General features: G+C 58.4%; 26 protein-coding genes and 2 pseudogenes. 12 read left to right on the forward strand and 16 right to left on the reverse strand.

All coding sequences use genetic code 11. The features are described 5' to 3' along the window. The first annotated feature begins 822 nt into the window (after nt 1-822). Entirely contained in the window at nt 823-1,263 is a 441-nt protein-coding gene (locus JQK88_RS31830) for a Ros/MucR family transcriptional regulator (RefSeq protein ID WP_203280575.1), read from the forward strand. A 28-nt stretch (nt 1,264-1,291) separates the two neighbouring features. Here JQK88_RS31830 and JQK88_RS31835 read toward each other — a convergent pair whose 3' ends face one another. Then, nucleotides 1,292-1,552 (reverse strand): DUF2958 domain-containing protein, encoded by a 261-nt coding sequence (locus JQK88_RS31835; protein ID WP_446669885.1) that lies wholly within the window; start codon nt 1,550-1,552, stop codon nt 1,292-1,294. A 114-nt stretch (nt 1,553-1,666) separates the two neighbouring features. After that, nucleotides 1,667-1,867, reverse strand: coding sequence for a hypothetical protein (locus tag JQK88_RS31840; RefSeq protein WP_203280596.1), 201 nt, complete (start codon nt 1,865-1,867; stop codon nt 1,667-1,669). A gap of 327 nt (nt 1,868-2,194) precedes the next feature. On the opposite strand from JQK88_RS31840, the gene JQK88_RS31845 reads away from it, so the two are divergent. Beyond that, complete coding sequence (locus tag JQK88_RS31845) at nt 2,195-2,377, forward strand: hypothetical protein (RefSeq protein WP_203280576.1); 183 nt, start codon at nt 2,195-2,197, stop codon at nt 2,375-2,377. Nucleotides 2,378-2,508: 131 nt separating this feature from the next. On the opposite strand, the gene JQK88_RS31850 is transcribed toward JQK88_RS31845, so the two are convergent. After that, the gene (locus tag JQK88_RS31850; protein WP_203280577.1) at nt 2,509-3,048 is read right to left on the reverse strand and encodes a hypothetical protein; all 540 of its coding nucleotides are present in this window, start codon (nt 3,046-3,048) and stop codon (nt 2,509-2,511) included. A gap of 609 nt (nt 3,049-3,657) precedes the next feature. Between JQK88_RS31850 and JQK88_RS31855 the strand changes: the two genes are divergently transcribed. From JQK88_RS31855 to rpoN, 6 genes are all read left to right on the forward strand, one after another. Continuing rightward, entirely contained in the window at nt 3,658-4,161 is a 504-nt protein-coding gene (locus JQK88_RS31855) for a hypothetical protein (protein WP_203280578.1), read from the forward strand. 11 nt (nt 4,162-4,172) lie between these two features. Next, nucleotides 4,173-5,417, forward strand: coding sequence for a hypothetical protein (locus tag JQK88_RS31860; RefSeq protein WP_203280579.1), 1,245 nt, complete (start codon nt 4,173-4,175; stop codon nt 5,415-5,417). 573 nt (nt 5,418-5,990) lie between these two features. Then, the gene (locus JQK88_RS31865) at nt 5,991-7,988 is read left to right on the forward strand and encodes a phospholipase D-like domain-containing protein (RefSeq protein ID WP_203280580.1); all 1,998 of its coding nucleotides are present in this window, start codon (nt 5,991-5,993) and stop codon (nt 7,986-7,988) included. A gap of 563 nt (nt 7,989-8,551) precedes the next feature. Further along, nucleotides 8,552-9,400: a hypothetical protein gene (locus JQK88_RS31870; RefSeq protein ID WP_203280581.1), complete on the forward strand. Its 849-nt coding sequence runs from the start codon at nt 8,552-8,554 to the stop codon at nt 9,398-9,400. A gap of 1,603 nt (nt 9,401-11,003) precedes the next feature. Beyond that, the gene (locus JQK88_RS31875) at nt 11,004-11,537 is read left to right on the forward strand and encodes a peroxiredoxin (RefSeq protein WP_192250766.1); all 534 of its coding nucleotides are present in this window, start codon (nt 11,004-11,006) and stop codon (nt 11,535-11,537) included. Nucleotides 11,538-11,709: 172 nt separating this feature from the next. Beyond that, nucleotides 11,710-13,119: an RNA polymerase factor sigma-54 gene (rpoN, locus tag JQK88_RS31880; RefSeq protein ID WP_203280582.1), complete on the forward strand. Its 1,410-nt coding sequence runs from the start codon at nt 11,710-11,712 to the stop codon at nt 13,117-13,119. An 18-nt stretch (nt 13,120-13,137) separates the two neighbouring features. On the opposite strand, the gene JQK88_RS31885 is transcribed toward rpoN, so the two are convergent. The 8 genes and pseudogenes from JQK88_RS31885 to JQK88_RS31920 form a co-directional block, all read right to left on the reverse strand. After that, nucleotides 13,138-13,758, reverse strand: a complete 621-nt coding sequence (locus JQK88_RS31885) for a nitrogen fixation protein NifQ (RefSeq protein WP_203280583.1) — start codon at nt 13,756-13,758, stop codon at nt 13,138-13,140. A gap of 31 nt (nt 13,759-13,789) precedes the next feature. Next, nucleotides 13,790-14,105, reverse strand: a pseudogene (gene fdxB, locus JQK88_RS31890) (ferredoxin III, nif-specific). 105 nt (nt 14,106-14,210) lie between these two features. Then, the gene (locus JQK88_RS31895) at nt 14,211-15,263 is read right to left on the reverse strand and encodes an LLM class flavin-dependent oxidoreductase (RefSeq protein WP_203280584.1); all 1,053 of its coding nucleotides are present in this window, start codon (nt 15,261-15,263) and stop codon (nt 14,211-14,213) included. Between the two features lie 33 nt (nt 15,264-15,296). Continuing rightward, nucleotides 15,297-15,566, reverse strand: a complete 270-nt coding sequence (locus tag JQK88_RS31900; protein WP_203280585.1) for a hypothetical protein — start codon at nt 15,564-15,566, stop codon at nt 15,297-15,299. Beyond that, nucleotides 15,563-17,161, reverse strand: coding sequence for an SDR family oxidoreductase (locus tag JQK88_RS31905; RefSeq protein WP_203280586.1), 1,599 nt, complete (start codon nt 17,159-17,161; stop codon nt 15,563-15,565). Before JQK88_RS31905 ends, JQK88_RS31900 begins: the two co-directional genes overlap by 4 nt. Nucleotides 17,162-17,525: 364 nt before the next feature. Further along, a complete protein-coding gene (locus JQK88_RS31910; RefSeq protein ID WP_203280587.1) occupies nt 17,526-18,161 on the reverse strand; it encodes a nuclear transport factor 2 family protein in 636 nt (211 codons plus the stop codon). Between the two features lie 174 nt (nt 18,162-18,335). Next, entirely contained in the window at nt 18,336-18,581 is a 246-nt protein-coding gene (locus tag JQK88_RS31915; protein WP_203280588.1) for a ferredoxin, read from the reverse strand. A 44-nt stretch (nt 18,582-18,625) separates the two neighbouring features. Then, nucleotides 18,626-19,843, reverse strand: a complete 1,218-nt coding sequence (locus JQK88_RS31920; protein WP_203280589.1) for a cytochrome P450 — start codon at nt 19,841-19,843, stop codon at nt 18,626-18,628. 491 nt (nt 19,844-20,334) lie between these two features. Here JQK88_RS31920 and JQK88_RS31925 point away from each other — a divergent pair, with 491 nt between their 5' ends. Beyond that, a complete protein-coding gene (locus tag JQK88_RS31925; protein ID WP_203280590.1) occupies nt 20,335-21,552 on the forward strand; it encodes an MFS transporter in 1,218 nt (405 codons plus the stop codon). 53 nt (nt 21,553-21,605) lie between these two features. Here JQK88_RS31925 and JQK88_RS37055 read toward each other — a convergent pair whose 3' ends face one another. The 3 genes from JQK88_RS37055 to JQK88_RS31935 all read right to left on the reverse strand — a co-directional run bounded on the left by JQK88_RS37055 (nt 21,606) and on the right by JQK88_RS31935 (nt 22,311). Next, a complete protein-coding gene (locus tag JQK88_RS37055) occupies nt 21,606-21,728 on the reverse strand; it encodes a hypothetical protein (protein ID WP_281434915.1) in 123 nt (40 codons plus the stop codon). 22 nt (nt 21,729-21,750) lie between these two features. Next, on the reverse strand, nt 21,751-21,966 hold the full coding sequence (locus tag JQK88_RS31930) for a hypothetical protein (protein ID WP_203280591.1): 216 nt from the start codon (nt 21,964-21,966) through the stop codon (nt 21,751-21,753). 78 nt (nt 21,967-22,044) lie between these two features. Further along, the gene (locus tag JQK88_RS31935; protein ID WP_203280592.1) at nt 22,045-22,311 is read right to left on the reverse strand and encodes an NAD-binding protein; all 267 of its coding nucleotides are present in this window, start codon (nt 22,309-22,311) and stop codon (nt 22,045-22,047) included. Nucleotides 22,312-22,548: 237 nt separating this feature from the next. On the opposite strand from JQK88_RS31935, the gene JQK88_RS31940 reads away from it, so the two are divergent. From JQK88_RS31940 to JQK88_RS31950, 3 genes are read left to right on the forward strand one after another with little or no spacing between them, the layout of a single operon-like run. After that, entirely contained in the window at nt 22,549-22,797 is a 249-nt protein-coding gene (locus JQK88_RS31940; protein ID WP_246750131.1) for a type II toxin-antitoxin system RelE/ParE family toxin, read from the forward strand. Then, nucleotides 22,794-23,135 carry a helix-turn-helix domain-containing protein gene (locus tag JQK88_RS31945; protein WP_203280593.1) on the forward strand — a complete coding sequence of 114 codons (342 nt, stop codon included), beginning with the start codon at nt 22,794-22,796 and terminating at the stop codon, nt 23,133-23,135. Before JQK88_RS31940 ends, JQK88_RS31945 begins: the two co-directional genes overlap by 4 nt. A 57-nt stretch (nt 23,136-23,192) precedes the next feature. Continuing rightward, nucleotides 23,193-23,696 (forward strand): hypothetical protein, encoded by a 504-nt coding sequence (locus tag JQK88_RS31950; protein WP_203280594.1) that lies wholly within the window; start codon nt 23,193-23,195, stop codon nt 23,694-23,696. Between the two features lie 302 nt (nt 23,697-23,998). Here JQK88_RS31950 and JQK88_RS31955 read toward each other — a convergent pair. Continuing rightward, nucleotides 23,999-24,658, reverse strand: a pseudogene (locus tag JQK88_RS31955) (IS5 family transposase); the annotation flags it as partial. A gap of 201 nt (nt 24,659-24,859) precedes the next feature. Beyond that, the gene (locus JQK88_RS31960) at nt 24,860-25,648 is read right to left on the reverse strand and encodes a class I SAM-dependent methyltransferase (protein ID WP_246750132.1); all 789 of its coding nucleotides are present in this window, start codon (nt 25,646-25,648) and stop codon (nt 24,860-24,862) included. Nucleotides 25,649-26,075: the final 427 nt, after the last annotated feature.

The following is a 26,075-nucleotide window of genomic DNA, read 5'->3' on the forward strand; positions in this document are numbered from 1 at the left end:
GAGCGTTGCGCCAGGACGACGCTCGCCAGGCGCGCTCGCATTGCCGAACTGGAGCTCGATCTCATGACGACCAAACCTTTGGGACGCCATCGACGTTTCGAAGCCGGCCATGAACTTCGCAGGGCGAAGTTCTGCCCGGAGAAGCTCGAGGAATGCATCGGCGAAATAACGGAGAGCGATGGGCGCTAGCGGAAGCTTCACCGCTCTCAGCTCGAGCCACCGGGCGCGCATTTGGTCCATCAACCGGCAAAGAATTCGCGCCGATCTATGGGCACTTTTGCGGCCAGTCTTTGAAAAGTCCCGTAGTCAGGAGCCACACCAGCCGATCGAGTTGGCTGCGAACCGCGTCGCGGGCGCGAACTGGCTCCTCCCACGGATCGATACCCAATATTTCCGCCATCTCTTCTACGCTGGCTTCCTCGAACCACGCTTGCAGGAGCATCAAAAAGATGGGCTGATGCTCTCTATCATAAGCAGTTAGTTGGTCCGACCAAGGGACATGGGTAGATACAGCCGACGCTTTATTAGGAATTCGTGATCTATACTCCGTGATATCCCGCGTTGCATAATCCAGACCCCGGCCTTTGGCGCCCCTAGACTATCGTCACTCGTGGCGATTTCAACATTCTTTGGCCCCTACATCATCAGGGAGGCTGGTTTGGCGAGTATACGCTTGTCGCCTAACGAAACTTCGCATCTTGCCCCTGCGTCATACAGAAATATCAAATATCCGGATTGATCAGACAAATTCCAAGTGGCATAGGTTGATTGCATATCGTCTCTAGACGGATATGAGGACGTGGTGATTGAAGGAGCACACCAATGCCCGGGGAACCAAACAATAATATAATCGAACTTACTGCAGATATCGTTGCCGCCTATGTCCAAAAGAACGCTGTTCCAGTGTCCGGATTGCCGGACTTGATCGCGAGCGTGAATTCGGCGTTGTCGAATATTAGCCCGCCATCTCCCGTAGCAGAACCCCCGCCCAAGCCGGCAGTTAACCCCAAAAGGTCGGTGTTTCCGGACTATATCGTCAGCCTTGAGGACGGCAAGAAATACAAGTCGCTTAAGCGCCATCTTTCGACCAGTCATGGGCTGACGCCTGATGAATACCGGGCGAGATGGGGTTTGCCGAAAGACTATCCGATGGTTGCGCCGAGTTATTCGGCGACCCGATCGGCTTTGGCAAAGTCGCTAGGCTTGGGAAGGAAGCCAGCTCCAGCCAAGAAACCTGCGGCGAAACGGAAGGCGAAGGCCTGAGGCGTGGCCGCTATCGCCGTGACGAACGTCACACCTGGATGCGGCCGAGGCGTCGAGCCTCGCTGGCATAGATCGACAGCGGCTTGTCCGGCCTGAAATACAGGTCGCGCTCGACAGGCAAGCCTAGGCGGCCCCGAACGGCAGCGAGCTCTGAGAGGCTCAGACTGCCGATCTCCGGGTAGCCAAGCCCAAAAATGTCACAAAGTCGAAATGCGAGGTCCGGGTCCTCCGGGTCGATTTCCGTCAGGAGCCAGGTCGTGCCAGCATCCGGCGTGAACAGTTTGACCACGGGGACGAAGTCGATTCGTTGTCGGTGCCGCGGAGGGGCTGCTGCTGGCGACCATTCGCCAGCAGCTTCGCCCGCAGCTCTTGTGTCAAGATCTGCATGGCGGCATCCTATTCGTCAGCCTTGGGCGTGCGGGACGACCCGCCCGTCGATGGGCAGTGCGTCGAGGAGGAGCGTTCCGCCCTCGCCGTCGTCGTGGGCGAAGAAGGAGCCGATGCGGATCCAGAAGCCCTTCTGGCCTTCCTTGCCGTCACGCACGGTATAGGCGTGGTAGAGTGGCGATTTCGCCTCGGACTTGGTGTTGCGGTTGTTGGTCATGGTCTTTTCCTTTGGTTGATAGTTTCTGTCCCGGAGGACGGTTCCAAAGAAGACGGCTGCGCCGGCTAGAAGGGAACGTCATCGACTCCGGGCGGACCAGCAACGGAAAAGGCAACCGCCAACCGCATGGCACCGAGTGTGATGGCCAGGTTCGCTCTCACAATCATTCCGCGTTGGACGGGCGATGGTCTGTTTGACGGACCCAAAGTTGTTCGACCCGCGAAATGCGCAGTAAGGGGTATGATCCCCAAGTCGCCCGTACCGAATAGAGGCATTGTGGGCGCTTGGGAGCTGGCAGTGCTTCCGCCTATGTGCGGGAGCCTGACAATGTCACGCGCCAAGGTATCGGCATTTGACTGCGACATCCTGCGAAGCGCCATCCAACGTGCGATCATCGAAGGGGAAATCCTGGAAAAGCAGTCCCGGGAACATGCCGCCCAAATGATCCGAGATTTCACCGGCGACGATCAGGTTGACCTAGACATGCTGGATTGGATTGTACGGAAGTAGCGAAGTAGCGAAGTAGCGAAGTAGCCATGCGCCTCCTAAAGGATGGCGTTCGGCGGCGGCTCGATATGCGGCCATCGATAGGAATGGCACCGCAAGCGGCGATCGCATACTGAGGTCCTCTGTGAGAACGATCACCCATCGCCGTCGAGAAGCGCCTGGCTCTGATGCGAGAATGACCAGACATCTGCGCCATCGCTCTGGAGCACCCAGATGCTGTCAAAATCCTCGTCCGGCCATGTTTCCGGGGCGATACCCGTGCCTCCGACCAGCGCAGCTGCCAAACTAGGAATAGTTTCGTGCTGCCAGCTAACCAGCACAGGTGTTGGGGCTGTACGGACGACTTCTGCCGCCAACGCCTCTTGGCCCTTCGAATGAGTGACATCAGGTTGAAGACCGAGGCGTCTTGCCAGTGGCGTGATTGTTTGGCTAGGTCGTTTGCTCCGGGTTCCAGAGCCATCTTTTTTGATCGGACCGGACGCAACAATGGATGCCGGTTTTTCCATAGGCGCAGGCGGCTTAGAAAAGATTGAGCAAAGCCCACCCGCGCGTTGCCAGCCACGCACGGTCAATGAGGCGGGATCACTTTCGCCCTGTTCCGTAACTCCAAGATCCGCGCCATCGGGAACCGGCTTCTCGGCGTGCCGAATGATCATTACAAGCCTATTTGGCATGCTCTTGCCCGCCTCATGCTATCTTGGTCGCCTGTTAACCCGGCAATCTGCCATTCTTCTTTCCTGATGGCTACTCGAGAAGTAGCCTCGGATTTCGGAGCTACGTCCTCTAGTTGCCGCGGAATCCCGGCGGTAGATGGTAAATCTCTTACCCAAACAGCCAAATTCCAACGGCGCCGCAAACTTTGCGTCCCTGGGTGGATGGCCCGGCTCTTACTCAGGGAGGAAATGCTCGGCAGGTTGACTGCTGCGAAAAACAAACAAACGCAGCAGAGCGTTCTTGACGACACGAATCTTTGAGCACCGTCTAACCTTCGATTGTATGTTTGCTCGTTGTATGGTTATGAATAATGCCAGTTCCCTGATTGGAGACAGGAACTTTAGTCGGCGCATCAACAGGAGGGGTCTATGCTCGATTTCAAGCTTGAGGATCAGAAGTTCCTGCCATCCTACAAGCTTCAAGATTTGACAACTATTGCCAAAGTGCGATTGGTTCCCCAGCATTAGCACGCCGCTCGATTTGGCCTTCCCTCGGGGGCCAACTCGAAAAAAGTGGTGCATCGCGAATCGATCCGATTCTAAATCGGCATGCTTTTTGGAGGTTGTATTATGGCAATGGAAAACAACGAGTCAGACCGCGCCGACAGGTCCACACAGCAGTTTTTACTCTTAATGTTCCTGCTGATATTCTATTGCGCCGGCCCTATAATCGTCCTTATCTGTGTTCTCTTATCAATTCACGACAGCCCGGCACAGAATCTATCCTCAAAACTCGACGAAACATTGACGCTCCAATTTGTTACGACAATCGCCAAGGACCCCGGAGTCTATACGAATGTTCTGCATCAAATGATTTTGCCAGTTGCAGCCGTAATCACGGCCGCCAACACAAGCGTACTGCGGGTACGCGGCCTGGTGACCTATATCTTTCTACTTCCACTATTCACGATCTTCATTTGCTTAGTCAACGCCGGTCTTTTCAACATATTTTCTCCCGACGAGAGCCGGGGAATTACCTCCCAGTTATTTATAACAACTGCCGGAAATTTGGCGACATATGTAATGCTGATTGTCGGATTGAAACTTGGAGACGCGCCAAAGGCCAAAGGCTGAAAGGTCATGTGATGGCATCACTGCGAAAAATTCTTCTCATCGTCCTTACCTCTTGTGCGTTAACTGACAATCATGCCGCGGCCGAGGAGACAGTGGCGTTCAAAGTTGTTGTCACTCCGAGCACCGAGGCGACGTCGTTGCGGGTTAGCGGCACGGCGAGCGACGACGAACTCGCGGATCATTTCAACCCAAAGGGTGACCTTGTAAATATCCCCGTCGACCCTTCGGCCACGTCGCATCAGCTCTTTGTTATTTGGGCCGACGGAACGCAGACGGGTTTTCCAATCGTGGCCACATTCAGGATCCGGCCGCAACCCGAGGAGGTGCGTCTCAATCGCGTAGCAGACATGAACGCAACGAGGGAAGTCGTCGCCAAGGAATGCGTCGTCAAGACGCCGGATAACCGCATAACGGCATTTTCGATGTTCCATACGTGTAAGTTCTTGGCGCTGAAGTTGGAGTTAACCAACAAGTGGTCTAAGGATCACCTCAAGGCCATAAGAGGATGGATGATTGCAAACGATTATCTGTATGGAAGATCTAGCGGATTAGCTCTCGGGATTGATGACGTTTTACTTAGAAAGTTGGGAGAGATATTTGAAAGCGCTTCCAAAGAAGCAAATTTAGATATCAGGCCTCTGACACTGCCCGAGGTTAGGCGCATACTCGATGAAGGCAAGAACCAACAGCTCCAGGCAAGCGCAGTTATCGCTGGATTGGTAGCGAAAAAGCAATTTCAAAACGCGTTGACCGCGAACGAGGCGGCCCTTTTTGATCTCGAGCGCCAACACAACGATGGTGGCGCGGTCGGCGTAACCAAATCACAGCTTGAGTCCAACGACGCTTGGATTAAGCAGCTAGGTCGTCAACAGCCGCTGCTTTCCGGTCATATTGCAGCGGAGCGCGTGGCAGACGATGGTTTCAACCGGTATACTATTGCTGTCGAAAACTTTGGAAGTACCGAAGTTTCGTTGATTGGAAATTACGGTTGTTACTGGTACGACTCAGCCGGGCATAAAATCGCGGATGATGAGGGCGTGCAGTATCCCGAGATAGTGGCCCCACTGGAGCAGAACCTGGTAATCGGGGCCAACACCAGCCGAACGCTGGATTACAAGTCTTTAGGCGGTCTTCCTGCCGCGCCGGAGGACATGGACAAAATCGACCTTGCATATCAGATCTGCCAAATCGCCTACTCTACAGAACAAGAACCCAAGAAGTGGGGGTTCTTTGAGGTCCGTAGGACGGTCGACTAGACATTTATGGCCACGCCGCCGCGGTGGCTTGGCCGGCGTCCAATTCGATGCCCAGCCAATCCCCGCCGCGCTCATGTGCGGCGAGAAGTGAGTTCGAACCACACTTCTTTGGGGGCAGCAAAATGTTTCGAATCGTGGCCGGCTTGCTGGTCGCCGGCGTTCTGATTCCGGCGCAACCCGCGTCGATCGCAGACGCCTTTAGATCTGTCTAGCGACGGCTCGAATTGAATTCTCATAACACTTTCCCGGCAAAAGAATGAAATATGGAGGTAGCACTGCATGTGCGACTTCGATCGTGCAGGAAAACTCGATAGATCGATTGGATCATGGAACGCCTCCCGCTCTTCGGCGAGAAAGAAATATAGGCGTAAAATAATTATCGCAACTAGACTTTACTTTGGCGACTTATTCTGAAAAATAACGATGCGCCCTTGCGCAGGAGGCCGAACATGAAGGTTTTCGGCCTTCTTTATACATTAGCCGCCTCATAGAACCGAGTCGGCGGGATAACAGTACGATTGGCGGTAGGCCAGATCGCTGGATCGGGCCGTTGTTCTTCTAGGTGAGGATGAGATGGTGCAGATCGTCAAAGCAACTGCGATCGTCAACAATGAAGTCGCGTTTCTTGCGTGGCAGACCGACCCTGACCCGATTCCTGATTGCCTGGGCTTCCACATTGTTCGCGAATATCTTGATGCCACCGGTCTGGTAACCGCCGAGCGCCCGCTTGCCGCCTATGTCGCCTTTGAAGGGCAGTCGAATCCAGACTGGCAGGCGCAGAACACCACGGTATGGCCGGTGCAGAAGTTTAACTGGCGCGACCTCACGCTGCGGCGACACCGCGACAAGTTGGGTCTCCGGCCCGAAAATGAGCGGCTACGATACCGTATCCGCCCGGTAGGTCGCTTGCGCGATGACCTTGAGGAAGTGGTGCCCGTCCCCGAAAGCCATTGGGACGTAAAAACCAAACAGCGCGTCGAGCATCATTATCAGGGCGCGCCTATCCGGCTCGGCTACCTGGCACCTGCGGCATTCACCAACATCGTTGAGGCCACCCGCCGCTTGGGACCGTTCGTCTCCACCTTCACCAACGGTATTCTTTCGAGCCAGTTCCTGATCCGCATGCTCGAAGGGAATGATCGCAAAGTTGGGCGCAACGAACTTGCAGTTCGTCTGCGCGAACCAAATGACATATTGCGACGCTATCTGGCCGGCGACGTCCCGACGACGATGACCGAGTTCCTGAGCCGAGCGGGCGGGCAATTTCATGCCGCCCTCTACGAGCTTGAGGATCGGCAGTTACTCGACCTCCTTGTCGCCGCGGCATCCCGGATGCAGCTCATCCTGTCCGATGCAGGGTCCCGAGACACCAAGGACAAGGTTACCAAGAAGGTCATTCATACCGACTACGATACAAGAAACGAAAAAGCTCGCGCGACGTTGCGCTCGATAGCGGATGCGCCTGGAGCGACTTTCCGTATGCAGGACCGGCTGTTCAACGGCAGCGGTCACATCGGCCACAACAAATTCGTCGTCTGGTCGGACGACCAGGGAACACCCCAAGCGGTGCTTACCGGTTCGACCAACTGGACGTGGAGTGGCATCTCCGGCCAGAGCAACAATTGCATCGTCATCGAAGACGTGAACGTAGCGCGCGCATACCTTGACTACTGGCAACGCCTGTTCGATCACCCCTTGCCGCAGCCCGCGAACACGGGGGATGCCAACTCCAGCGCCGACCAGGGCGACATTGTAAAGGGGGCCGACCGCACTCCGGTGACCGGTAATCTCGCTAACGGTGCTGCTTTTGAATGTTGGTTCTCGCCCAACGTTCCAGGCGCTGAACAGCCCCCTTCGGCGCGCGCCAAGCATCAACCGCCACCTCCACCGGACATGGACCGTCTCTTCTCACTGATGCGCCGTGCACACCGCATAATTTTGTTTGCGGTGTTTCTGCCGTCAAAGCGCGGAGTACACTCGATCATCTCGCAGGCGATCGACCTCGGCCTGGCGGATACCAGCCTGGAGGTGGTCGGCGCCGTCTCCGATCCATTGGCCTGGGGCTACCAGCCTTCAGGCACCGGCCCAGATGGCAAGCCTTTGGTGCCGAGTTCGCCCTTCATTATCCAGCAGGGCGGTGTCAATGTCGTGCGCGCGACCGCGCTCACCGACAAGGATATCGGCCGCGAACTCGGCAATTTCGTCAACAACGAAATCTTGAGCGCGGGCAAAGCGATTATCCACGACAAGATCCTAGTGATAGACCCGCTTGACCCGGTGAATTGCGTGGTCGCCTTTGGCAGCCACAATCTTGGTTACAAGGCGTCCTACTCCAACGACGAAAACCTCCTAATCGTGCAACGCGATCCCGCGCTTGCCCAAGCGTATGCAACGCATGTCCTCGACGTATTCGATCATTACCGCTTCCGCGCAGCTGAGGCAGAGAAGTCGGCCGAACTGAAGCGGGCGGGCGTCGCCGCATCGTCAAGCCCGACCGATGGCTTCCTTAGCATTGACGACAATTGGCAGACCAAGGCAGATCGGCGGATTTCTGCCTATTTTGCGAAATAAGTTCCCGGCAGCAGCGTGCAGGGCCGACAGAAACTCCGCCTGGGGGCAGCAACATGTTTCGGATCGTGGCCGGCTTGGTGGTCGCCGGCGTTCTGATGCCGGCGCAATTCGGGTCGATCATCAAACGACCGGATGCGCCGATCCCCTGGTCCACGGTCCCCGTCGAAGGTTGCTGCAAGACCTGTTCTGCAGGCAAAGCGTGCGGCGATAGCTGTATTTCGAGGGACAAGCGCTGTCATAAGGCGCCAGGGTGCGCCTGCGATGGATAGGCGCCCACTGCGAAGGACACAGCTCTTCAGCCTGTTCTTGATGCTCTGAAGTCCAATCGGAGCCTTCTGGGGTCGGCAGCTCCGGGACGAAGAGTGGAAGCGATCCTACGGGGCGAGATCCTATTTGTGGACCACGAACTTATCTAAGTGCGGGGGAAACCCGGTAGATAACGAAAAGTATCAGAGATGGCAATCTTTTTGAAAACTTGTTGACAGACCTTTCCGGGTGAAAATCTCGTTTGTCTTTTCCTACGCAGGATGCATCAGTTCTGATGCTGCACGGGGGGGCAAATCATGAAACTTTTCATAAGGGGATCAATCGGAGTTTGCTTGGCTGTTTCTGGGTGCGGAAGTGTCCCCAAGCTTCAGACCGACATCGGATTGCTGCGTATTTCTGACATTGTCGACAATATTCGGTGCGAGCTACAGGAAGGGCGCGACGGCAACGCAAAGACAGGCGTCGGGCCGGCATCATTCCTGACTGAGAAAGAAGAGTGGAACGCTGGAGTCGACCTCTCTTTGAACGTGATTGCCGAAGGTGGTGGGAACGGGAGCGCCGGCAACGATGTGCCTTACATTCCACAAACTGCCACATTGGCTCTTTCCACGGACGTCACGGGCACGGCCGACCGGCAGGTCGGCTATAAGTTCACAATCGGCATGGGCGTTAGAGATCCAATTGACTGTAACCACGAGGCCGTTGAAGCGCGCAGGACGCACGGCATCCGTTTGATGGGGGACTTGGGTATCGCCAGTTGGTTGGCCCAGCTGCAGGATGCTTATGCGGAGACCCGAACGAAGCCGGAATCCGTGGCGTATACCCTGAGTTTCAAACTCGTCCAGAAGGGGGAAGCCAGCGTAAAAATAGTCAAGATTCCCTTCGACACCGCCCAGGCTAGCCTTGGTTGGGGTTGGAAAGGCACGTGGACTGACACGAACAAGATCATTATCACCTTTGCCCCCAAGCCCGCCAAGACACCGAAGAAAGAGGTCGAGCGGCCGAAGCGAGCGACCAAGCTACCGGAAGGTCAGAAACCCAAGGAGGTCATCCCGCCAGCTCCACCACCCGTCGACGAGGGGGCAAAGGAGAGACTTCTTAACGACCTCGACTTCCTGATTTTGCAGCAAAAGCTAGAACAATAGAACAACGCGACCGGCGACTATACGCTTCAACTAGCGAAGGTTCGTACATTCGTATGTACGGCCCTTCGCCAGTCGTATCAGGCGACGATCCCGGCCGGCACGAGACGGCGTGCTGAGCTGGCTCGCCCCCTGCACGGGAGCGCAGTGAAGGAGAGGGCAGGAACGGGACAAGACGGCTGCGCCGGCTAGAAGGGAACGACAGCGGCTCCGGGCGGACCAGCAACAGGGAAAGCTTGGCCGACGTAGGCGCGATCTTGGGGGAAGCGCCGTGGCTTACTACTAGCGGCCAAGCTCCTTGGTGTGGCTGGGTTCATCGTCCTGTTCTGGCCATCGCATTGGCGAGCATCGAGCACGCTCCATGTTGATTTCCTCTTCTCCACAACGCCCCACTGACAAGATAATCGGAGCAATTTGCGTGCCGGGTTGACGCTCCGTTTGCGTTCCACCGCTTGCCCGCTAACCGGTGGCCCGGCCTTGACAGCCTTTCGGTCGGGCTTGCGACATTCTTGTCCAGTTTCGGACATAGAAGGTTGCCGATCGACACGCTCGGGGAGACCAAATGGAACCTCAGGCATGTTAACGTCTCACCAGGGCGGAACTTGATCCCAACGAATTCGGACCAGGGCGCCTTTGCTGAAGAGCGCGCGCTCATGGTTGCTGCGCCAGCCGTGTCTGCGCCATAGCCGCGCCTACGCACGCAAGGACACGCTAACGGCAGACGCTATGCAATCGCTGCACTGCCCGGTGCGGCATCGGCTCGGTCTGCCCGCTTCGTCATTCCCAAGCCGGTCACGGAAGCGCTGAATACCCGCACCATGCAGCACCTTTGTTCAGTGTGGTGACCATGCAGTTATAGCGCGCACCCGGCCTAAGCGAAGACGTCCTCGCGGAGCCAAAAGGATCCCTGCAAAAGCTCTTCATTTAAAATGGCATGGCGCTTGCTACTCGTGGGTAGAGCCCATCAAAGCACGAAGAAAGCGACTACCGAACCATGGCTGACACGCGAAGCTCTATACGATCGCCCGAGGCGACGGCGCCCATTCCCGCTGAAGATCGGGACATCATCCGCTTCGGAGATCCGTGCTTGGTAGCTGCTTTGCGGATGGCTAGTCCGATGCCGACACGGCATCACGTGGCGCTCGCGCAATTGCCGTTTACCGGTTCTGATCAGCATGTGAGTGCCCAAGAGCCCCATGAAAGGGTCACCCAAGCCAAGGTCGGCGGGTCACGGGCAAGCCACGACAATAAGCTGAACCAGTTCGGTGACGCGGGTCTCTTGCGTGAAGTCACATTTGCGGCTTCACACGCTTGTTCCGATACTGGCCACTTCCGGTTGCTATCACCTTCATCCCGGGCAGGAGCAGCGGGTGATCGATGCCGCTTCCGGCGTCGTAGCCGCGGAAAGAGTGACCAAGCGGCTCGAAGGCCTCCAGATCCCTCATATAGATGCCGTTCGGGTGACGAAGACCAGGAGCTAGGCCGTTCCCATGCACTCGCGAGCCGCGACGGCCTCATCTCATGCCCGGCATGCGGGCCGCAGCTCGGTATTGCGCCAGTCCCAGCCGAAATCCAGTGCGCCAGTTTTTTCTAAAGGAGCAAGTCGATGACCGTTCAAAAGAAGGTTCCCTTCGTCACCTTTCTCACGCGTGTACGCGATGAGTCAGTCCAGGGGCCAAATCCATATCGCTGGGAAGAAAAGACATCCGACGACTATTTCGGTGGCAAGCGCGTCATCCTGTTCTCGCTGCCTGGTGCCTTCACCCCGACCTGCTCGACCTACCAACTGCCCAATTTCGAAAAGCTCTATGACGAGTTTGAGAAGGAGGGAATTGACGCGATCTACTGTGTCTCCGTCAACGATGCCTTCGTCATGAATGCGTGGGGGAAGTCCTTGGGCCTGCAGAAGGTCGAGCTCATCCCCGACGGCTCAGGCGAGTTCACGCGCAAAATGGGCATGCTGGTCGCCAAGGACAATCTCGGCTTCGGTATGCGCTCCTGGCGTTACGCCGCTCTGATCAACAATGGCGTGGTGGAGCAGTGGTTCGAGGAGGAAGGTTTCTCCGATAACTCTGAGACCGACCCTTATGGCGTCTCATCCCCACAGAACGTTCTTGAAACGTTGAAAGCCGCTGCATGACCTACTGCGCATTGATCGTGCAGCGGTATTTGGGCCACGACGTGCACAAAAACAGAACTCCAAAGCGCATCCCATAAGGCCGGTGAAATGTGATGCGCTTTAGAGGCGTCGACCCTGTGAGAGATCCAATGAGCCACGGCCAAGAGCTTCTTTGACAGGAACTGCACGGACCATGCAATCATCAGTGAGCCTACTTCAGAAACAGTCGCTTGTTGCATCGCCTCAACTCATTGAGTCGATTCGCTTGCTGCAACTGGCGCATGCCGAACTGCATCAATTCGTAGAACAGGAACTCGAGAAGAACCCGCTTTTGGAGCCTGCGCCAAAGGACGACGGGCCTTTTGGCGAGGTTGAAGGACCGACCTGGGCCGGCTCCCCGGACCGGCCCAGGCAAGGGAAATCCCTGCCCAGTACGACCAGTACCGCGCCGGGTGATGGACCTGCCCTCGAGGAATTTGTCGCCTTGGCCGAAACGTTGCACGACCATGTCGCTTGTCAGATCGCCCTCACTGCATTCACACCGCAGGAGCGGCTGATTGCTGGCGAGCTTGCCGGCCATCTGGAAGACACCGGCTATCTCCAGGTGAACCCTTTGGAGCTGGCCGGGAGCCTAAACGTCCGACTGGCTGATGTGGAACGGGTTCTGCGAACCTTGCAGCACTTTGATCCACCGGGAATTTTTGCACGAACTCTCAGCGAATGTCTCGAGATACAGCTGCGCCAGCGAGACCGGTTCGACCCGGCGATGGCGGCTTTGGTTGCCAATCTTGAGATGCTTGCGCGACGGGATTTTCAGGCATTGAAGCAGCGTTGCGGCGTCGATGAAGACGACCTCCTCGACATGTTGCAGGAAATCCGTGCGCTCGATCCCAAGCCTGGAAACAGGTTCCAATCCGGAGCGCCGGAATCCATCGTACCCGACGTCTGGGTGATGCCTTCGCGCGGAGGTGGATGGCAGATCGAACTTGATCCGAACACGTTGCCCAAGGTGCTAATCAACCAAAGCTATGTCGCGGAAGTCTCACGCCGGGCCGGCCAAAATTCGAAAGATATGGCCTTTCTCAACGAATGCCTGCAAAATGCGAACTGGCTAATCCGCAGCCTCGATCAGCGCGCCAAGACGATCCTCAAGGTTGCGACTGAAATCGTGCGCCAGCAGGATGCCTTTTTGGAACATGGCGTCGCCCACCTGCGGCCTCTCAATCTCAGGACTGTCGCTGACGCGATCAACGTGCACGAGTCGACGGTAAGCCGGGTGACATCGAACAAGTACATGCTTACCCCGCGCGGGGTGTTCGAACTGAAGTATTTTTTCACTGTCGCGATCGCCTCCTCCGAAGGCGGTGACGCGCACTCCGCTGAAGCTGTCCGCCATCTGATCAGGACAATGATCGGGGTGGAATCGCATGACGACGTACTTTCTGACGAAGACATCGCCGTCCGGCTCAAGGAAACCGGCATCGATGTCGCTCGCCGCACCGTCACAAAATATCGCGAGGCGATGAACATCCCCTCCTCCATACAGCGGCGCCGAGAAAAGCGCTTATGGCTCAACGGCGATGAAGGCCTGAAGGCCTCGTAACCCTGACGAAAGCGGCCCTTAATCCAATGCGATCCCGTTCTTGACCCGCATGAGGCGGCTTTCGCCTTCCTCCGGGCCGAAGCAGCTTTCGAAATCACTGCATTCCCGGCAATTGGGCGCCGTGCATAGCGAAAAACCTTCGGCCTCGCACAGTTTGCGATAAAAGTACTTCTTCCATTTCATGTTTTGGGTGTTGCCTTCCGCCAGCGTCGGAAAGTGCGTGGCAAGCAGGCGGCTGAGCTCGGCCCGATTGAAGAGGCCAAGGTCCTGCCAGAGATGGTCGTTGCGCATCGCGCGCCGGGCGATGATCTTGGCGAAGCGGGCGCTCCCCGGGTCGCCCGGCCGGGCATGCGCCAGCAGCAGGCCGCGCAGAAGTTCTTCCTCCATATCCGGCTCTGGCTCGCTGGCGTCATCCAAGGTGAAGGCTTTTATGGCGCTAGCAGGAAAACTGCGGGTCAGGACATCGCTCAACTCGGCCCGGGAAAGGCCGGTTGACTGCGTCGCCGTCGCCTCGCCGGACTCGACCTCCTTGAGCGCACACGACAGGACACAGGCAAACACATGCTGGTCGAACTCCTTCTCCAGCTCGATCCGAGGCCATTGGCCGGGGCTAAGACAGCCATCGTTTTGGGCGAACATGGTCCCGTTCTCCTGGGTTGGTCTCGTCAGATCATGCAGCGACCCTGTCAGCCGCAACATGGGTCTGGCGTCCTTCGGGCAGACGCGGGCGCAGGCTCCACCGGCAATGCAGCGGCTGGCATGGTCAACGACCATGATCATGCGATTGAGCCAGCCGTCGAAGGCATCGTCCTCGCCGTCGCGGGCGCCAAGGATTTTACCCGGGTCATCGACGCCGTGAAGGTGCATGACCTTGCGCGATCAGACTTGAAGCAGCGGCAGCGGCCGCTGCAGGCAGAGCCGTTGATAGCGGCGACACATTCCGGCACCCATCTGGCGCCGTCGAGAGTGACGAAAGCGCTACTCATCGAAAAGCGATCTTTTAAGTTCCGTCCATGAGCCTGCCGTTGGACGTGCGCTTATGCCAGCTTGAACGATCATGCAGCTGAGGCAAAAAGTTCAAGCCGTTTCGTTCAAACCTGCGCATGACCCAGCGACTTGTTGATCGCGGGAATGATCCTGTCGCCCCAGAGCTCGATCTGGCGCAGCATCGTCTTTTGGTCGAAATCTCCCAATTGGGTCTGAATTGCGATCTGGTCCGGTTTCAAGATGTCCATCTCTTCCAGCAGGCGATCAATCACGCGATTGACACTGCCAATCGGCAGGTTCTTACGCATAGTCTCGAACGACAGATCCTGCTGCGTCGGTGTTTCCTGCAGCAGATAGCCGTCGTGGCTCTGCTGACGGCGCTGATGCAGTGCCTCAGACAGCCGGCGCTGGAAGCGGGCGTTATCGAGATAGCTGTTGATCTCCGCCTGGTCGTCGCTGGCATAGCAGCAGCGCAGCAGCGATATTTTGGCGTCCGTGACATTCCTGCCCTCGCAAGCCGCTGTCTTCTCGATGGTTCCGCGCAGCGCGCTCAAAGCCTCCAGGCCATCGTGGAATGCTGTGACAAAGAAATTGTGTCCCTCGCGATAGGCCCGCTCCATGCGCGCCGGCCCGCCGGCGATCCAGATCGGCGGGGTCGGCTTCTGGACGGTGCGCACCGAAATCGCCGTCGGGGGTATGGTCTCATACTGGCCGTCATGCTCGAAGACCTTCTGGTTGAGGCCCTTGAGAAGGATGTCCAGGTATTCCGAGAAGACGGCCGGCGCCTCATCGATATGGACGCCGAAACGCTCGAACTCGAATTGCTGGTATCCCGAGCCGACGCCGAGTTCAAGGCGGCCGTTCGCAACGATATCGGCGAAGCCGATCTCGGAAAGCAGGCGCTGCGGTTGATAGAGCGGCAGCACGCAGACTGCAGTGCCGAGGCGAATGGTGTTCGTCACGCCGGCGCAGTGCGCCACCATCATCAAGGGCGACGGAATCAGGCTGTAATTGTTGAAGTGGTGCTCGGCGAACCAGGCGGTGCCGAAGCCGGCCTGCTCCGAAACGATAGCCTGTTGGATGGAGTTTCGGATGACGCTGTCGGAAGATTGATGGTAGCCACGCTGGGCGGCCAGGATGAAGGTGGCGAATTCCATGGGGCTTCCTTGTTTACGGAGGGAGTTTGCCGATCAGGGGATGCGCTCGGCATGCGCACTGAAGGCGTTGGCCGCGGTGGCGATGGAGTCGTGCGGCAACCCGCTTGCCATTGGGCGGGTGCAGGCGCGCCCGGGAGCGATTGGAACTGCTTCGACCGCGATGAGGACGGTTTCGTCATGGCCGAAGATGACATGCTCGATTGCAGGAAGCGCTGCGGGCGCGCGCAGCCGAAGCCTGAAGCCCTGGACGTCCTCGGCTTCGATGAGCCGCAGCCCGTCGGCTGGCGATTGGTCGATACTCAACCCACGGCCTCCGCAAAACCTTCGTCATAGAGTTCACTGGCGTTTCCCGCATCACCGAACGAGGTCCAGCCGCCGTCCACGTAGAGGATCGAGCCGTTGATGTATGAGGCGTCAGACGAAGCAAGGAAGAACGCCGCATCTGCGACGTCTTTCGGCCGTCCCATCCTGCCCATGGGGATCCGTCGCTCGATCGCTGTCGAGTCGATGCGGCCGGCCTTCGCCAACCGAGCCAGTGCAGGCGTGCGGATGTAGCCAGGAGCGACGGTGGCTGTCCGAATCCCCACCGGTCCGAGTTCGGCCGCCATGCATCGGGTCAGAATGTCCATCCCCGCCTTGGAGGCGCCGTAGGCATGGCGCGGCGCGAACGGCAGAAAGCTGTTGATCGATCCGAGATTGAGGATCACGCCGCCGGGGCCCATCACCTTGATCGCCTCGCGCGCGCAAGTGAAGGCGCCGGTGAGATTGACATCCAGGACGTGTTCGATCTGTTGCGGTATTTGTTTGAGCCCCGACAACCAAGTGTCGGCGACAGCAGCGCCGTTGACGAGCACATCGATGCGCCCGAAACGTCCCCGCAACTCCTCGAACAGCGCCACCACCTCGCTCTCAACGGCAACATCCACGGATTTCGCCAAATTTCCGTCGAGCGTTCCAGCGAGTGCAGTGGCTGCAGCGCGATCTCTGTCAGCAACCACGACGGTATCGCCGTTCGCGGCAAAACGGCGAACGATGGCGGCGCCTATGCCGTTCGCGCCACCCGTGACAAGCACGATTCGCGCACCGGTTCGTTCGGCCGGACAGGAGAGTTCGGCTCTGGGCGTCCCTTCCATCGCGGGGTGCGCATCCCCCGGCTGGTTGAATGACATCCACCCGCCGTCGACCGCGAGCACCGATCCGGTGATGTAGCGCGCCTCAATGCTGGCCAGAAAACGCACGGCGAGGGCGATCTCGTCGGGCCGCGCCAAGCGGCCCATCGGCACACGGCGGCGCACCGCGGCGAGGTCCATGTTGCCCGCGCGTTCCAGTTCTGCGACCATCGGCGTGCGCACGTAGCCTGGCGCAACCGCCGTGATGCGGATGCCACGAGACGCCCACTCGCATGCAAGCGACTTCGTCAACGAGATCAGGCCCGCTTTCGAGGCTGCGTAGGCATTGCGTTTGGGATTGCCGACCATGCCTGCCATGGAAGCGACGTTGACGATGACACCGCCTCGCCTCATACGTCTCGCCGCTTCGCGAGCCATGACGAACGGCCCAAGCAGGTTTACTGCCAAGCCGCGCCTGAAGGCGTCGACTCCCGTGTCGACGGTCGCAGTCATCGTTGGACCGACGGCCGCGTTGTTGATGAGGACGCCGATCTGAGCGAACTGCGCTTGGATCCGGCCATAAAGCGCGAGGACTTCCTCTTCTCGCGAGACATCGCACTCGAGGCCGAGATGCGGATAGCCGAGACCACGGGCGAATTCAACGACGCCGCTACCGGGAAGGTCCACCGCAACAACAGTGTCTCCATCTTCGGCAAGAATATCGGCCAGGGCTCGGCCGATCCCGCCTGCGGCACCTGTAATGATGACGATGCGTCCTGCCTGCTTCATGAGAACTTCTCCGCGACGAGCCTCAGCGATGTCAGCGCATCACCCGTTGGGCGGCGGAATGAGGTAAGCAGCACGCCCGGGTGACAGCCAGTTGCGGCCCCAGATAGACGTCGTGCGTTCCGGCAGCGGTCCAACTGTCGAGTGGCAGGACGAAGCTGGCGACGGACCCTTCGATGAGAGGCGATCCGGATCGATGGGAGGCCACTTGCCTCTGCGAACCGGTCCTCCGGTCTGAGCTTGGACATCGGAGACTGCCGTGCAATACAGTCCTGTTCCTGCGTCAGCGAATTTATGAGCGACAGAGCCGACCGCTGTCGCGGTCACGCCGCTACGGGGCAGAAAGGCAATCCTCTCGGCTACGTCCTTACCGGGCAGGCTTTCGCCGGGATCGCTGTGCCATTGCAAAGTCATCATAGTTTTTGTCTCCATTGCCGGCACCCCGTTCGGAACCTCTGCAGGCTTCATGGCGAGGAGGAATGCGATGCTTCTCGAGCGCATAGACCGGATCGTCCGGATGAGGTGCTCCAATCGGCTGTCGCGGGCCGAACCGTTCTGCCTCAAGGACGGCAGGTGGGATCTGCTCCTCGAGCCAATCGTAGACCACCGTCCGTTCGGCAATCCGCCACTCCCCTTCCCTCTTCTGAAACAGATCGCAGTAGCGGCCGCAGAGGAGGGTCTGGCGTACTTCTCCGTCTTTGTCCGGTCCGCGTTGCAGCGCGGTGAAATAGCTCTCGACCGTGGCCTCCGCCCGGCTGATGAATTCGATCAGGATGTTCGTGATCTGATGGATGTTGCGAGGCTCGGTCTTGAAGACACCGAGCGCAAACTGGATGAAGCCCTCTGCCGAGCCGCAATAGGCCCCGTGATTGTCATGCGCATCGGGCCAGTACGCGCTGCGCAACGCCGCCTCATCCGCACGGTCTACACCGCGGCAGTATCGATAGAGGCAGTCGCGGATCGCCTCTCGGTCGAGGAGTTCGGTAGTTTTTGCCTGGTCCATCGTCTCTGTCGCAATTGGGTGATTGGAAGAGGTGTTTCGCGAATCCCGGCCGCCGGTTGCGCATCATGGCAGCACCTCGACGCCGGTGATGCCTCCCGCGCAATTCGACGAGGAGGAGGGTGGGACAGAGGCCGCCTGCCGTCTTCAGTGTGCGGCCACATGGTCGATCCCCATTCAAGCCCGCCAGACTCTCGGTTCAATGACGTCCGATACAGCCCGCACAGCGGGAGTACGGTCGAGTTCCAGCGCACGTTCGGGGCAGGATCGCGCACCGCGTGACGCAAGCAGTTGCTCCCCCTGCGCAACCTCAATGTCACCGGGCAGGATGTAGCCCTCGTCATCAAGCTTGAAGACGTCCGGCGCTTGCGCCGAGCATCGCGCGTGACCCTGGCATTTGGCTTTGTGGACAATAATGCGCATAGCGCTACCTCCAATGTCTGTTGCCCGGCTCGAGACGGGCTTGGTCAGGACCAGTCCAGGATCAGGTTTTCGATCCCGAATAGATGGCCGCCAGAGGTAATGGGTGCCGTACCGTTCTGGATCCGGAAAGCCGGGATGCGCGCCAGCCACTCCTCCAGACCAATGACAATCTCCCGCCGGGCAAGGTGTGAGCCAAGGCAACGATGGGGACCATAGCCAAAGGCGGCGTGGCGGTTGTCCTCTCGCGCCAGATCGACCGTGTTGGGGCATTCGAATTCCGCCGGGTCACGATTGGCAATCATCGCGGCGCAGGAAACATAATCCCCCTTGCGGATCGGCGCGCCTTCGAACTCTATATCTTTGGTTGCCACGCGGATTATCTGAACGGTCGGATAGGCGCGCAGCAATTCTTCGGCTGCAAGCACGATCCGGTCCGGTTCGCGCCGCAGCAAATCTTGATCTTTGAGGTTGCGCGCGAGATAAGCCAAGCCAAAGCCTATAGCTGCCGCGACCGTGTCCAGGCCCGCAATGAACACGAGCACGCCGATGCCACGGACCTCCTCCTCGGTCAGCGGGCGACCCCCGACCTGTGCCTGCACGATGAAAGTCATGAAATCGTCGACCGGTTCCTTGCGGCGCTTGGTTGCGAGTTCGTCGATGAAGGCCACAATCGTCCGGGCCGCGGCCGGTCGCTTCACATCGTCGCCGTGGAGCAGATCTTTCGCCCAGCCGACAAATGTATCGAGTCGGTGATCCGGAAGCCCCAGAAGGCGAAGGAAGATGCTGACCGTGAAAGGAAAGGCAAAATCCTTCATGACGTCGCAGCTTGTGCCCGATGCGGCGATCCTAAGGATCAGCGTGATCGCTCGCTCGCGGACCTTCGGCTCCAATACCACCACCCGCTTTGGCGAAAGCAGCGGATTGAGCAGGGAGCGAAAGACGCCATGGGCCGGTGGATCGAGTTCAAGCGGGATCATCGGCCAGTTTTCGCCCAGCGCGGATGCGAAGATGCTGCGATGGCTGGAAAAGGTTTCGGCGTCCTGCAGCACACGGCGCTGGTCTGCGGCGCGAGTGATGACCCAGGTACCCCGGCCATCGCGCGTGTTGTAGGGCGAATAAAAGATCGGCGGCCCGGCATGGACGCAAGCGACAGCTGCGTGCGGATCTCCGTTGGGCGCCGGCGCCATGCCAGGCGACGTAAACAGACTGAAGTCCCTCACCATTTCGGGCGGGACATGATCTGGAACCGCATTAATCGCCATTTGGTTTCTCCTGAACGTCAGCCGTTCTTGCACTCGATTGGATCGCACGGCTGGTCACAGGGTCGATTGCCAGCACGGGGCACGTCCCGGATCAGGCCCCGTACAGACTGGTCAATGACCGCTGAGCTCCAAGCACTGCTGACGCCACAAAACCGTCGGAGCAAGTTGCGTGCCGATTAGCGCACCGTTTGCGTTGCCCGACTTGCCCGGTAACGGTAGCCCAGCCTTGGCGGTCTTTTGGTCGGACTTGCGACATTCTTGTTCAGCTTCGGACATTTCTCGGTCCTGGTGACCGAGCGTTCCCGCCGACGTCGGGACATTGTCCCCTCCTCGACGACAGCGTCTTCGACTCAAGGAAACGGCATCGATATTGCAACGCACCGTCACAACAAGTCGCTGAACGCCGCCGGGAAAGGCGGCACTTCTGGCTTTAACGCGGGTCGACGCTTCCACCCCCATGTTGCAGCGCATTCAAACTGAAGAGCTTATTCATGACCGAATCGGCGACAGGCGTCACGGACGCTGCTCTGCACGACCCAGAAAAGCCCGATCAACGGTCTCGTCCCGCATGGGGTGCGGTCATTTCGCTTGCCTTGGGCACCTTCGGGCTGGTGACGGCAGAGTTTCTGCCTGCCAGCGTGCTGACGCCACTCGCGCATGATCTCGGTATCACCAAGGGTGCGGCTGGCCAGGCGCTGACAGCGACCGCAATCGCCGGGGCGATCGCGGCGCCGACGATGGCCATCATTACAAGGCGCCTGGATCGCAATATCGTCATGTGGGCGATGACGCTGCTGCAGATCCTGTCCAACGTTCTGGCGGAGGTCGCCTGGTCACTGCCGGTTTTCCTGACGGCACGCGTCGTGCTCGGCATAGCGCTCGGAGGCTTCTGGTCGATTTCGGCAGCGCTGGCGATGCGGCTCGTTCCAAGTCACTTCCTGCCGCGCGCCATGTCGATCATCCTGACCGGCGTTTCCGTCGCTACCGTTTGCGCGCCTCCTATCGGCGCCTATGTCGGCGAGATCTGGGGATGGCGAGCCGCCTTCATGATCGCCGCAGTCGTTAATGCCGTTACACTGGTTGTCCAACTCATAACCATTCCGACGCTGCCTCCGGTTGAAGTGGCTACATTCCGCAGTCTCCTGGATGTGGCCAAGAATCCGACGATCAGGGTCGCGTATTTGGTCGTCCTGCTGGTCGCTTCTGGGCACTTCGCCAGCTTCACCTACATCCGTGCCTTTCTCGAGAAGGTTCCCGCGCTCGATATCGAGACGATCTCGCTAATCTTGCTCGCTTCTGGCATCGGCGGCTTCTTCGGTAATTTAGCTGGCGCATTCCTGGGCATGCACAGCCTCAAGGCAGTCGCGGCACTGCCGCCTCTACTCATAGCGATAGCCGCTGTCTCGCTGCTGACGGTGGGAGCATCGACCTCGGCCTCGGCGACTGCGGTTGCCGTATGGGGCTTTGCCTTCGGCGCGGTGCCGGGGGGGTTACAGACGTGGACAGTGCTGCGCGCCGCTCCCGAGCAGGCCGAAAGCGCCGGTGTGCTAATGACCGCAACGTTCCAAGTAGCCATCGCAGCCGGCGCGATTTTCGGCGGACTATTGGTGGATAATGCCGGCGTTGCCAGTGTCTTTGCCTACAGCGCGGTTGCCACGTTCCTCGCTGTCCTGACTGTCTTCGTGCTCGGCCCGAAGCGCGAAACCTAGACCGCCTGACAGACGAAGCCCTCAGCGCGGTGCGGCGAGAGATGCAATCGCAATCAGTCGCGCGGCGCGATCCTGCACACGATTACTTTGGCGGCTGCAGCCTTCGTCTCGCCAATCGCATAGCCGCCCTGGATCGCGGCTTCTGCCCCTTCCGCGGCGGCTCTCCGATCGGGCATGACCCAGCACCGGCGCCTCGCTTCAGATCGAGACCGGCATCCTATGGAACCCGTCGAAGGAACCGCGGTATTCAACCAGCTTGCCGCGAGAGTCCTCGAACACGTTCGAGATCGTAGGTTCCGGCTGCTCGACGTGACAATGCGTCTTGGCGTAGGCGATACACTTGTCATGCAGGCAGGCGTTCAGCTTCTCGTGGGTGTTGAAGCACAGCCGCGGCGTGAAGAAGCGCTCACGCACCAGCCCGACCTGACCTTCTCTCAGCCCGAGGCCGGCGTGCAGGCGAACGGCTGCACCGGGCTGATTGATCGCGCTTACTCACCGTTGAGCGCGCGAGGCGCGGATTACCTGGCTGTCGTCGACCTGGCCGTCGCCGCGGCCGGAAACGGAAAGGAAGAGGTGGTGGGACAGCGCGGCGAACGGCAGTGCCGCCTTGGTTTCTCGGCCCGCCTCGAGCACGATGCCGAGGTCCTTGACGAAGATATCGACTGTGCTGAAGGCCTCCGGGTCTTCCATGATCATGCGCGGCCCGCGATCTTTCAGCATCGAACTCGATGCTGATGTGCCCGAGAGAATGTCGAGCATGACTGTACCCGCTTCTGCCTCTGTTTCGAAGCGATATGAGCATCTCAGTCCACAGGCTCATTTTTAGGCGGGCCGTCCTGAGTCCGACAGGTCACTAGCCGGACTAGCTTAGCCCTTGACATTTGGTGGCAAATTTGCCAACATTGTGATAGATGATTACCTACCGCGATACCAGACCGGTTTCATGGGTTAAAGCCGCCCTAAAGGCATTCGAGGACTTTCCGAAGGACGCCCAGGATGAGGTTTTGGCGGCGCGGCTTTCCGAGCAACGTGAAGCCCATGAAGGGCGTAGGGACCGGTGTCTACGAACTAGCGTTGCGCCACCGCACCGATGCCTATCGCGCAGTCTATACGATTCAGTTTGAAGGCGCATTGTGGGTCGTCCACGCCTTTCAGAAGAAGTCGAAGAGCGGAATCAAAACACCCAAACAGGAGATCGATCTGATCCTTGAGCGGATAAAACGACTAAAGGAGATGCTGAGATGAGCACGAAAAAAGAAGACGACATGGAATTGGTCCACGGCAGCGGCAACGTGTTTCGCGATTTCAATCGCGACGACGCCGACCTTTTGCAGGCCAAGGCCATCATGGCGTCCGAGATCATAAAAATCCTGGACGAACGCAGCTGGACGACGCGCAAAGCGCAAGACGCCACCGGGATCAGCCACGCTGACTTTTCCCGTATACGCCGCGTCAATCTCGGACGATTCACGCTGGACCGCCTTATGACAGTTTTGACCTCACTTGGACAGGAAGTTGAATTGTCTGTGAGTGTGCGTCCTCGCTCGAACAGCGCTCACCCCACCCTTCCGGCCGGGGTATAGCGACGAACACCATCGGGGGCATTTCAAATGAAAATAGCTTGTTTGGGATGGGGATCATTGATCTGGAATCCAGGAGCCTTGCCCATCCGCAAAAAGTGGTTCGAAGACGGTCCGGTCTTACCGATCGAATTCGCAAGACAGTCCAAGGACGGCCGGATCACGCTTGTGATTGCCGAAACTGAAAGTCTGGTCAGAAGTCTGTGGGCATTAATGACGATTGACGATCTGGCCTCTGCCAAAAGCGCTCTTGCCGCGCGCGAGAGCATCCAAGAAGCGGACATCAAATATTCGATCGGTTTCTGGGATAAGGCCACAAACACCAGCCATGGCATGGGGAAAGCCGCTATCCAGGCTTGGGCTGCGGAGAAGGATTTGGACGCAGCCGTCTGGACAAATCTGAAAATTGGACTGGTAGCAAGCCGGGACCATATGCCCACATACGACCAAATCCTCGCCTCGCTTCAGGGGTTGGCTCACGAGAAGCGCGCAGTTGCAGAGGAATATGTGCGTCATGCACCGATCCAAAACGGATACCGAATATCGGAGAAGACTCCAACATGATTTGGGTTGGACGCCGATCGTTCCTGAATAGAAAGTCAAAATCGCGGCTATCGCGCGGGAGAAAGATAGTGGCGCCCTTTTCTGGCTAGGCGTCCCGCGAATTTTTGCGAAAGCGTCTGCGGGCTAATTGGCGCGAGATAGTTCGCTCGATCGCTTTGAATTTTAGTCGCTTCCACATCATAGCGTGCTCGCTGAGCCCGGATGACATTTTGCAATTCGCATCGGCGAGCTGACGATCGATCATCAACTGCACTTCGGCTAAATCTCGTTCCCGGAAACTAGTCATCTGGAACTGAAGTAAGCCGACAATGTTTGATCCGGTTGAAGAACCGCTCGACCTGATTGCGAGCGCGGTAGAGATAGGGGCTGAAGCAGATCGGATCGCTACGGTTGCTTTTCGGCGGGATGTTGGCCCACGCGCCCTTCTTCGTGGCAAGCTCCCTGATCCAGTCCGCGTCATAGCCACGGTCGGCAAGCAGCATTGGCCCGGATTTCAGACGAGACAGCAGTTTTCCGGCAAGTCGAACGTCATGGGCCTCACCGGGGCTCAGCGCCAGCCGTACCGGCAGACCATTGCCATCGACGACCGCATGGATTTTGTTCGTCAAGCCGCCGCGGGACCTTCCCATCGATTGGCGCTGGTTCCTTTTGATGCAGGCTCCATGCTGATGCACGCGGACAATGGAGGTGTCGATCATCTGGACAGCGGCATCCTGGGCAGTGGCAAGCGCTTCTATGATGCGGCCCCAAACACCGGCCCGCCGCCACCTGACGAAGCGGTTGTAGCAAGTGGTGTATGGGCCAAACGCCGTCGGCAGATCACGCCAGGGTGCTCCTGATTGGAGGACCCATAAGATGCCATTCAGGACCCGTCTGTCGTTTACCCGAGGAACGCCGCGCGGCTTGTTCGGCAGCATCGGCTTGATGGCGGTCCATTCATAGTCGGCGAGTTCGTAGCGCATGATTCGAGCCCCCAATTCGGGAGTTTGAATCACGGCAGTCCGGCTAAACGCAACGCTCGCAACGCTCCCGGGCCGACCCTGGTACGGCGCTTACGGACAGGAGCGGACATCAACTAGCCCTCAATCTCTGCCAAAACCGTTGAAAATGACCCAATGCCGACATTCACCACCGAAGTTTGCGAGGCACACAACGCCGATCAATTATTCTGGCACCGCACCCCGTACCGCGTTCGCTCGCGCACTATACGTTATGCGGCCGGCTGCATCCGCCGGCAAACGTGCACGCAGCCGCGACTTCAGCCCTTCCACGTCGCTGGCTGACATTGCCGCAACGATTGGCCGTATACTCCCGGTAATTGTGCTTGAACGCAAGAAATCGTCGAAATCGGCGAAGGTCCGTTGCACTGTGATTTCGCGGGTCTCGATAGCCTGAAGGCCTGCGTTGCTCCATAGATCGCGCATGACGTTCATACGTGAGGCGTTGACGCTCGGTGGAAGCGGCGGCGTGATGCCCAGAGCGCGAAACTCAACCTGGATCGGATCGAATGGGAAGCCGCCCCCCAATATGTCCCAAGCGTATGTCGCAACCATGCCGCCTGGTCGAACCACTCGTACCATCTCCGCAACGCCTTTGGCTGGATCGGGAACGAAGAAAATCACCAAGGCCATAACAGCTGCATCGAAACGTGCTTTATCGAACGGTAACGCCATGGCATCACCCTGCCGAAACTCTACGCCCGATGCTCCTTTCCGCGCGCGTGCAAACACCAGTTGCGCTTCGGATGGATCAATTCCCTGCACTTCACTTGGCGCTAGCCGCTCGACAAGCAGTTCTGTGAATGCGCCGTTGCCGCAACCCACGTCAATCCACTTAAGTCCCAACGAGGGCGCCAGCCAGTCGAGGAACACTTGTCCTGCAAGTCGGCTCCAGACACCCATCCCGCGCTCGTAGACTGAACCATCCTCAAAACGTATGGGCGCTTGGCTCATCGACATTCTCCGTTATATAACGCAAGTGCAGCATCGTCCGGGTTTGATCGGGACAAACAGCTCGTGCCGATGAGCACCACCTTTGCACCAATAACGACCCGGCGCCCTCCCTCAGGCGGTCCTTCTGCCAGACTCTGGGCCGATGCCTATCGTTTCTGTCGCGTTGACCGGCCCGACGGAGGTGCTCGAATATAGCCCTGTCACTTTCGTTAATGGCCCATCGCGACATTTGCTGCGGTTGCGCAAAGGAGGTCGGTATCGGAGCGAAGCGGACTTCGCCGCCGGTTTATGAGTACACGGCCTAGCACTACTTTGGCAGATTTTTAGTTCTGGGAGCGTTTTGAGGATTCCCAAGAGCGGTTTTGCGTGATTCATGAGAGGTCGGCTGTTGGAGGGGCCGACCATGAACAGGGATTGGCAACTCGAT

This window comes from Mesorhizobium caraganae, from assembly GCF_016836705.1.
GTDB lineage: Bacteria > Pseudomonadota > Alphaproteobacteria > Rhizobiales > Rhizobiaceae > Mesorhizobium > Mesorhizobium caraganae.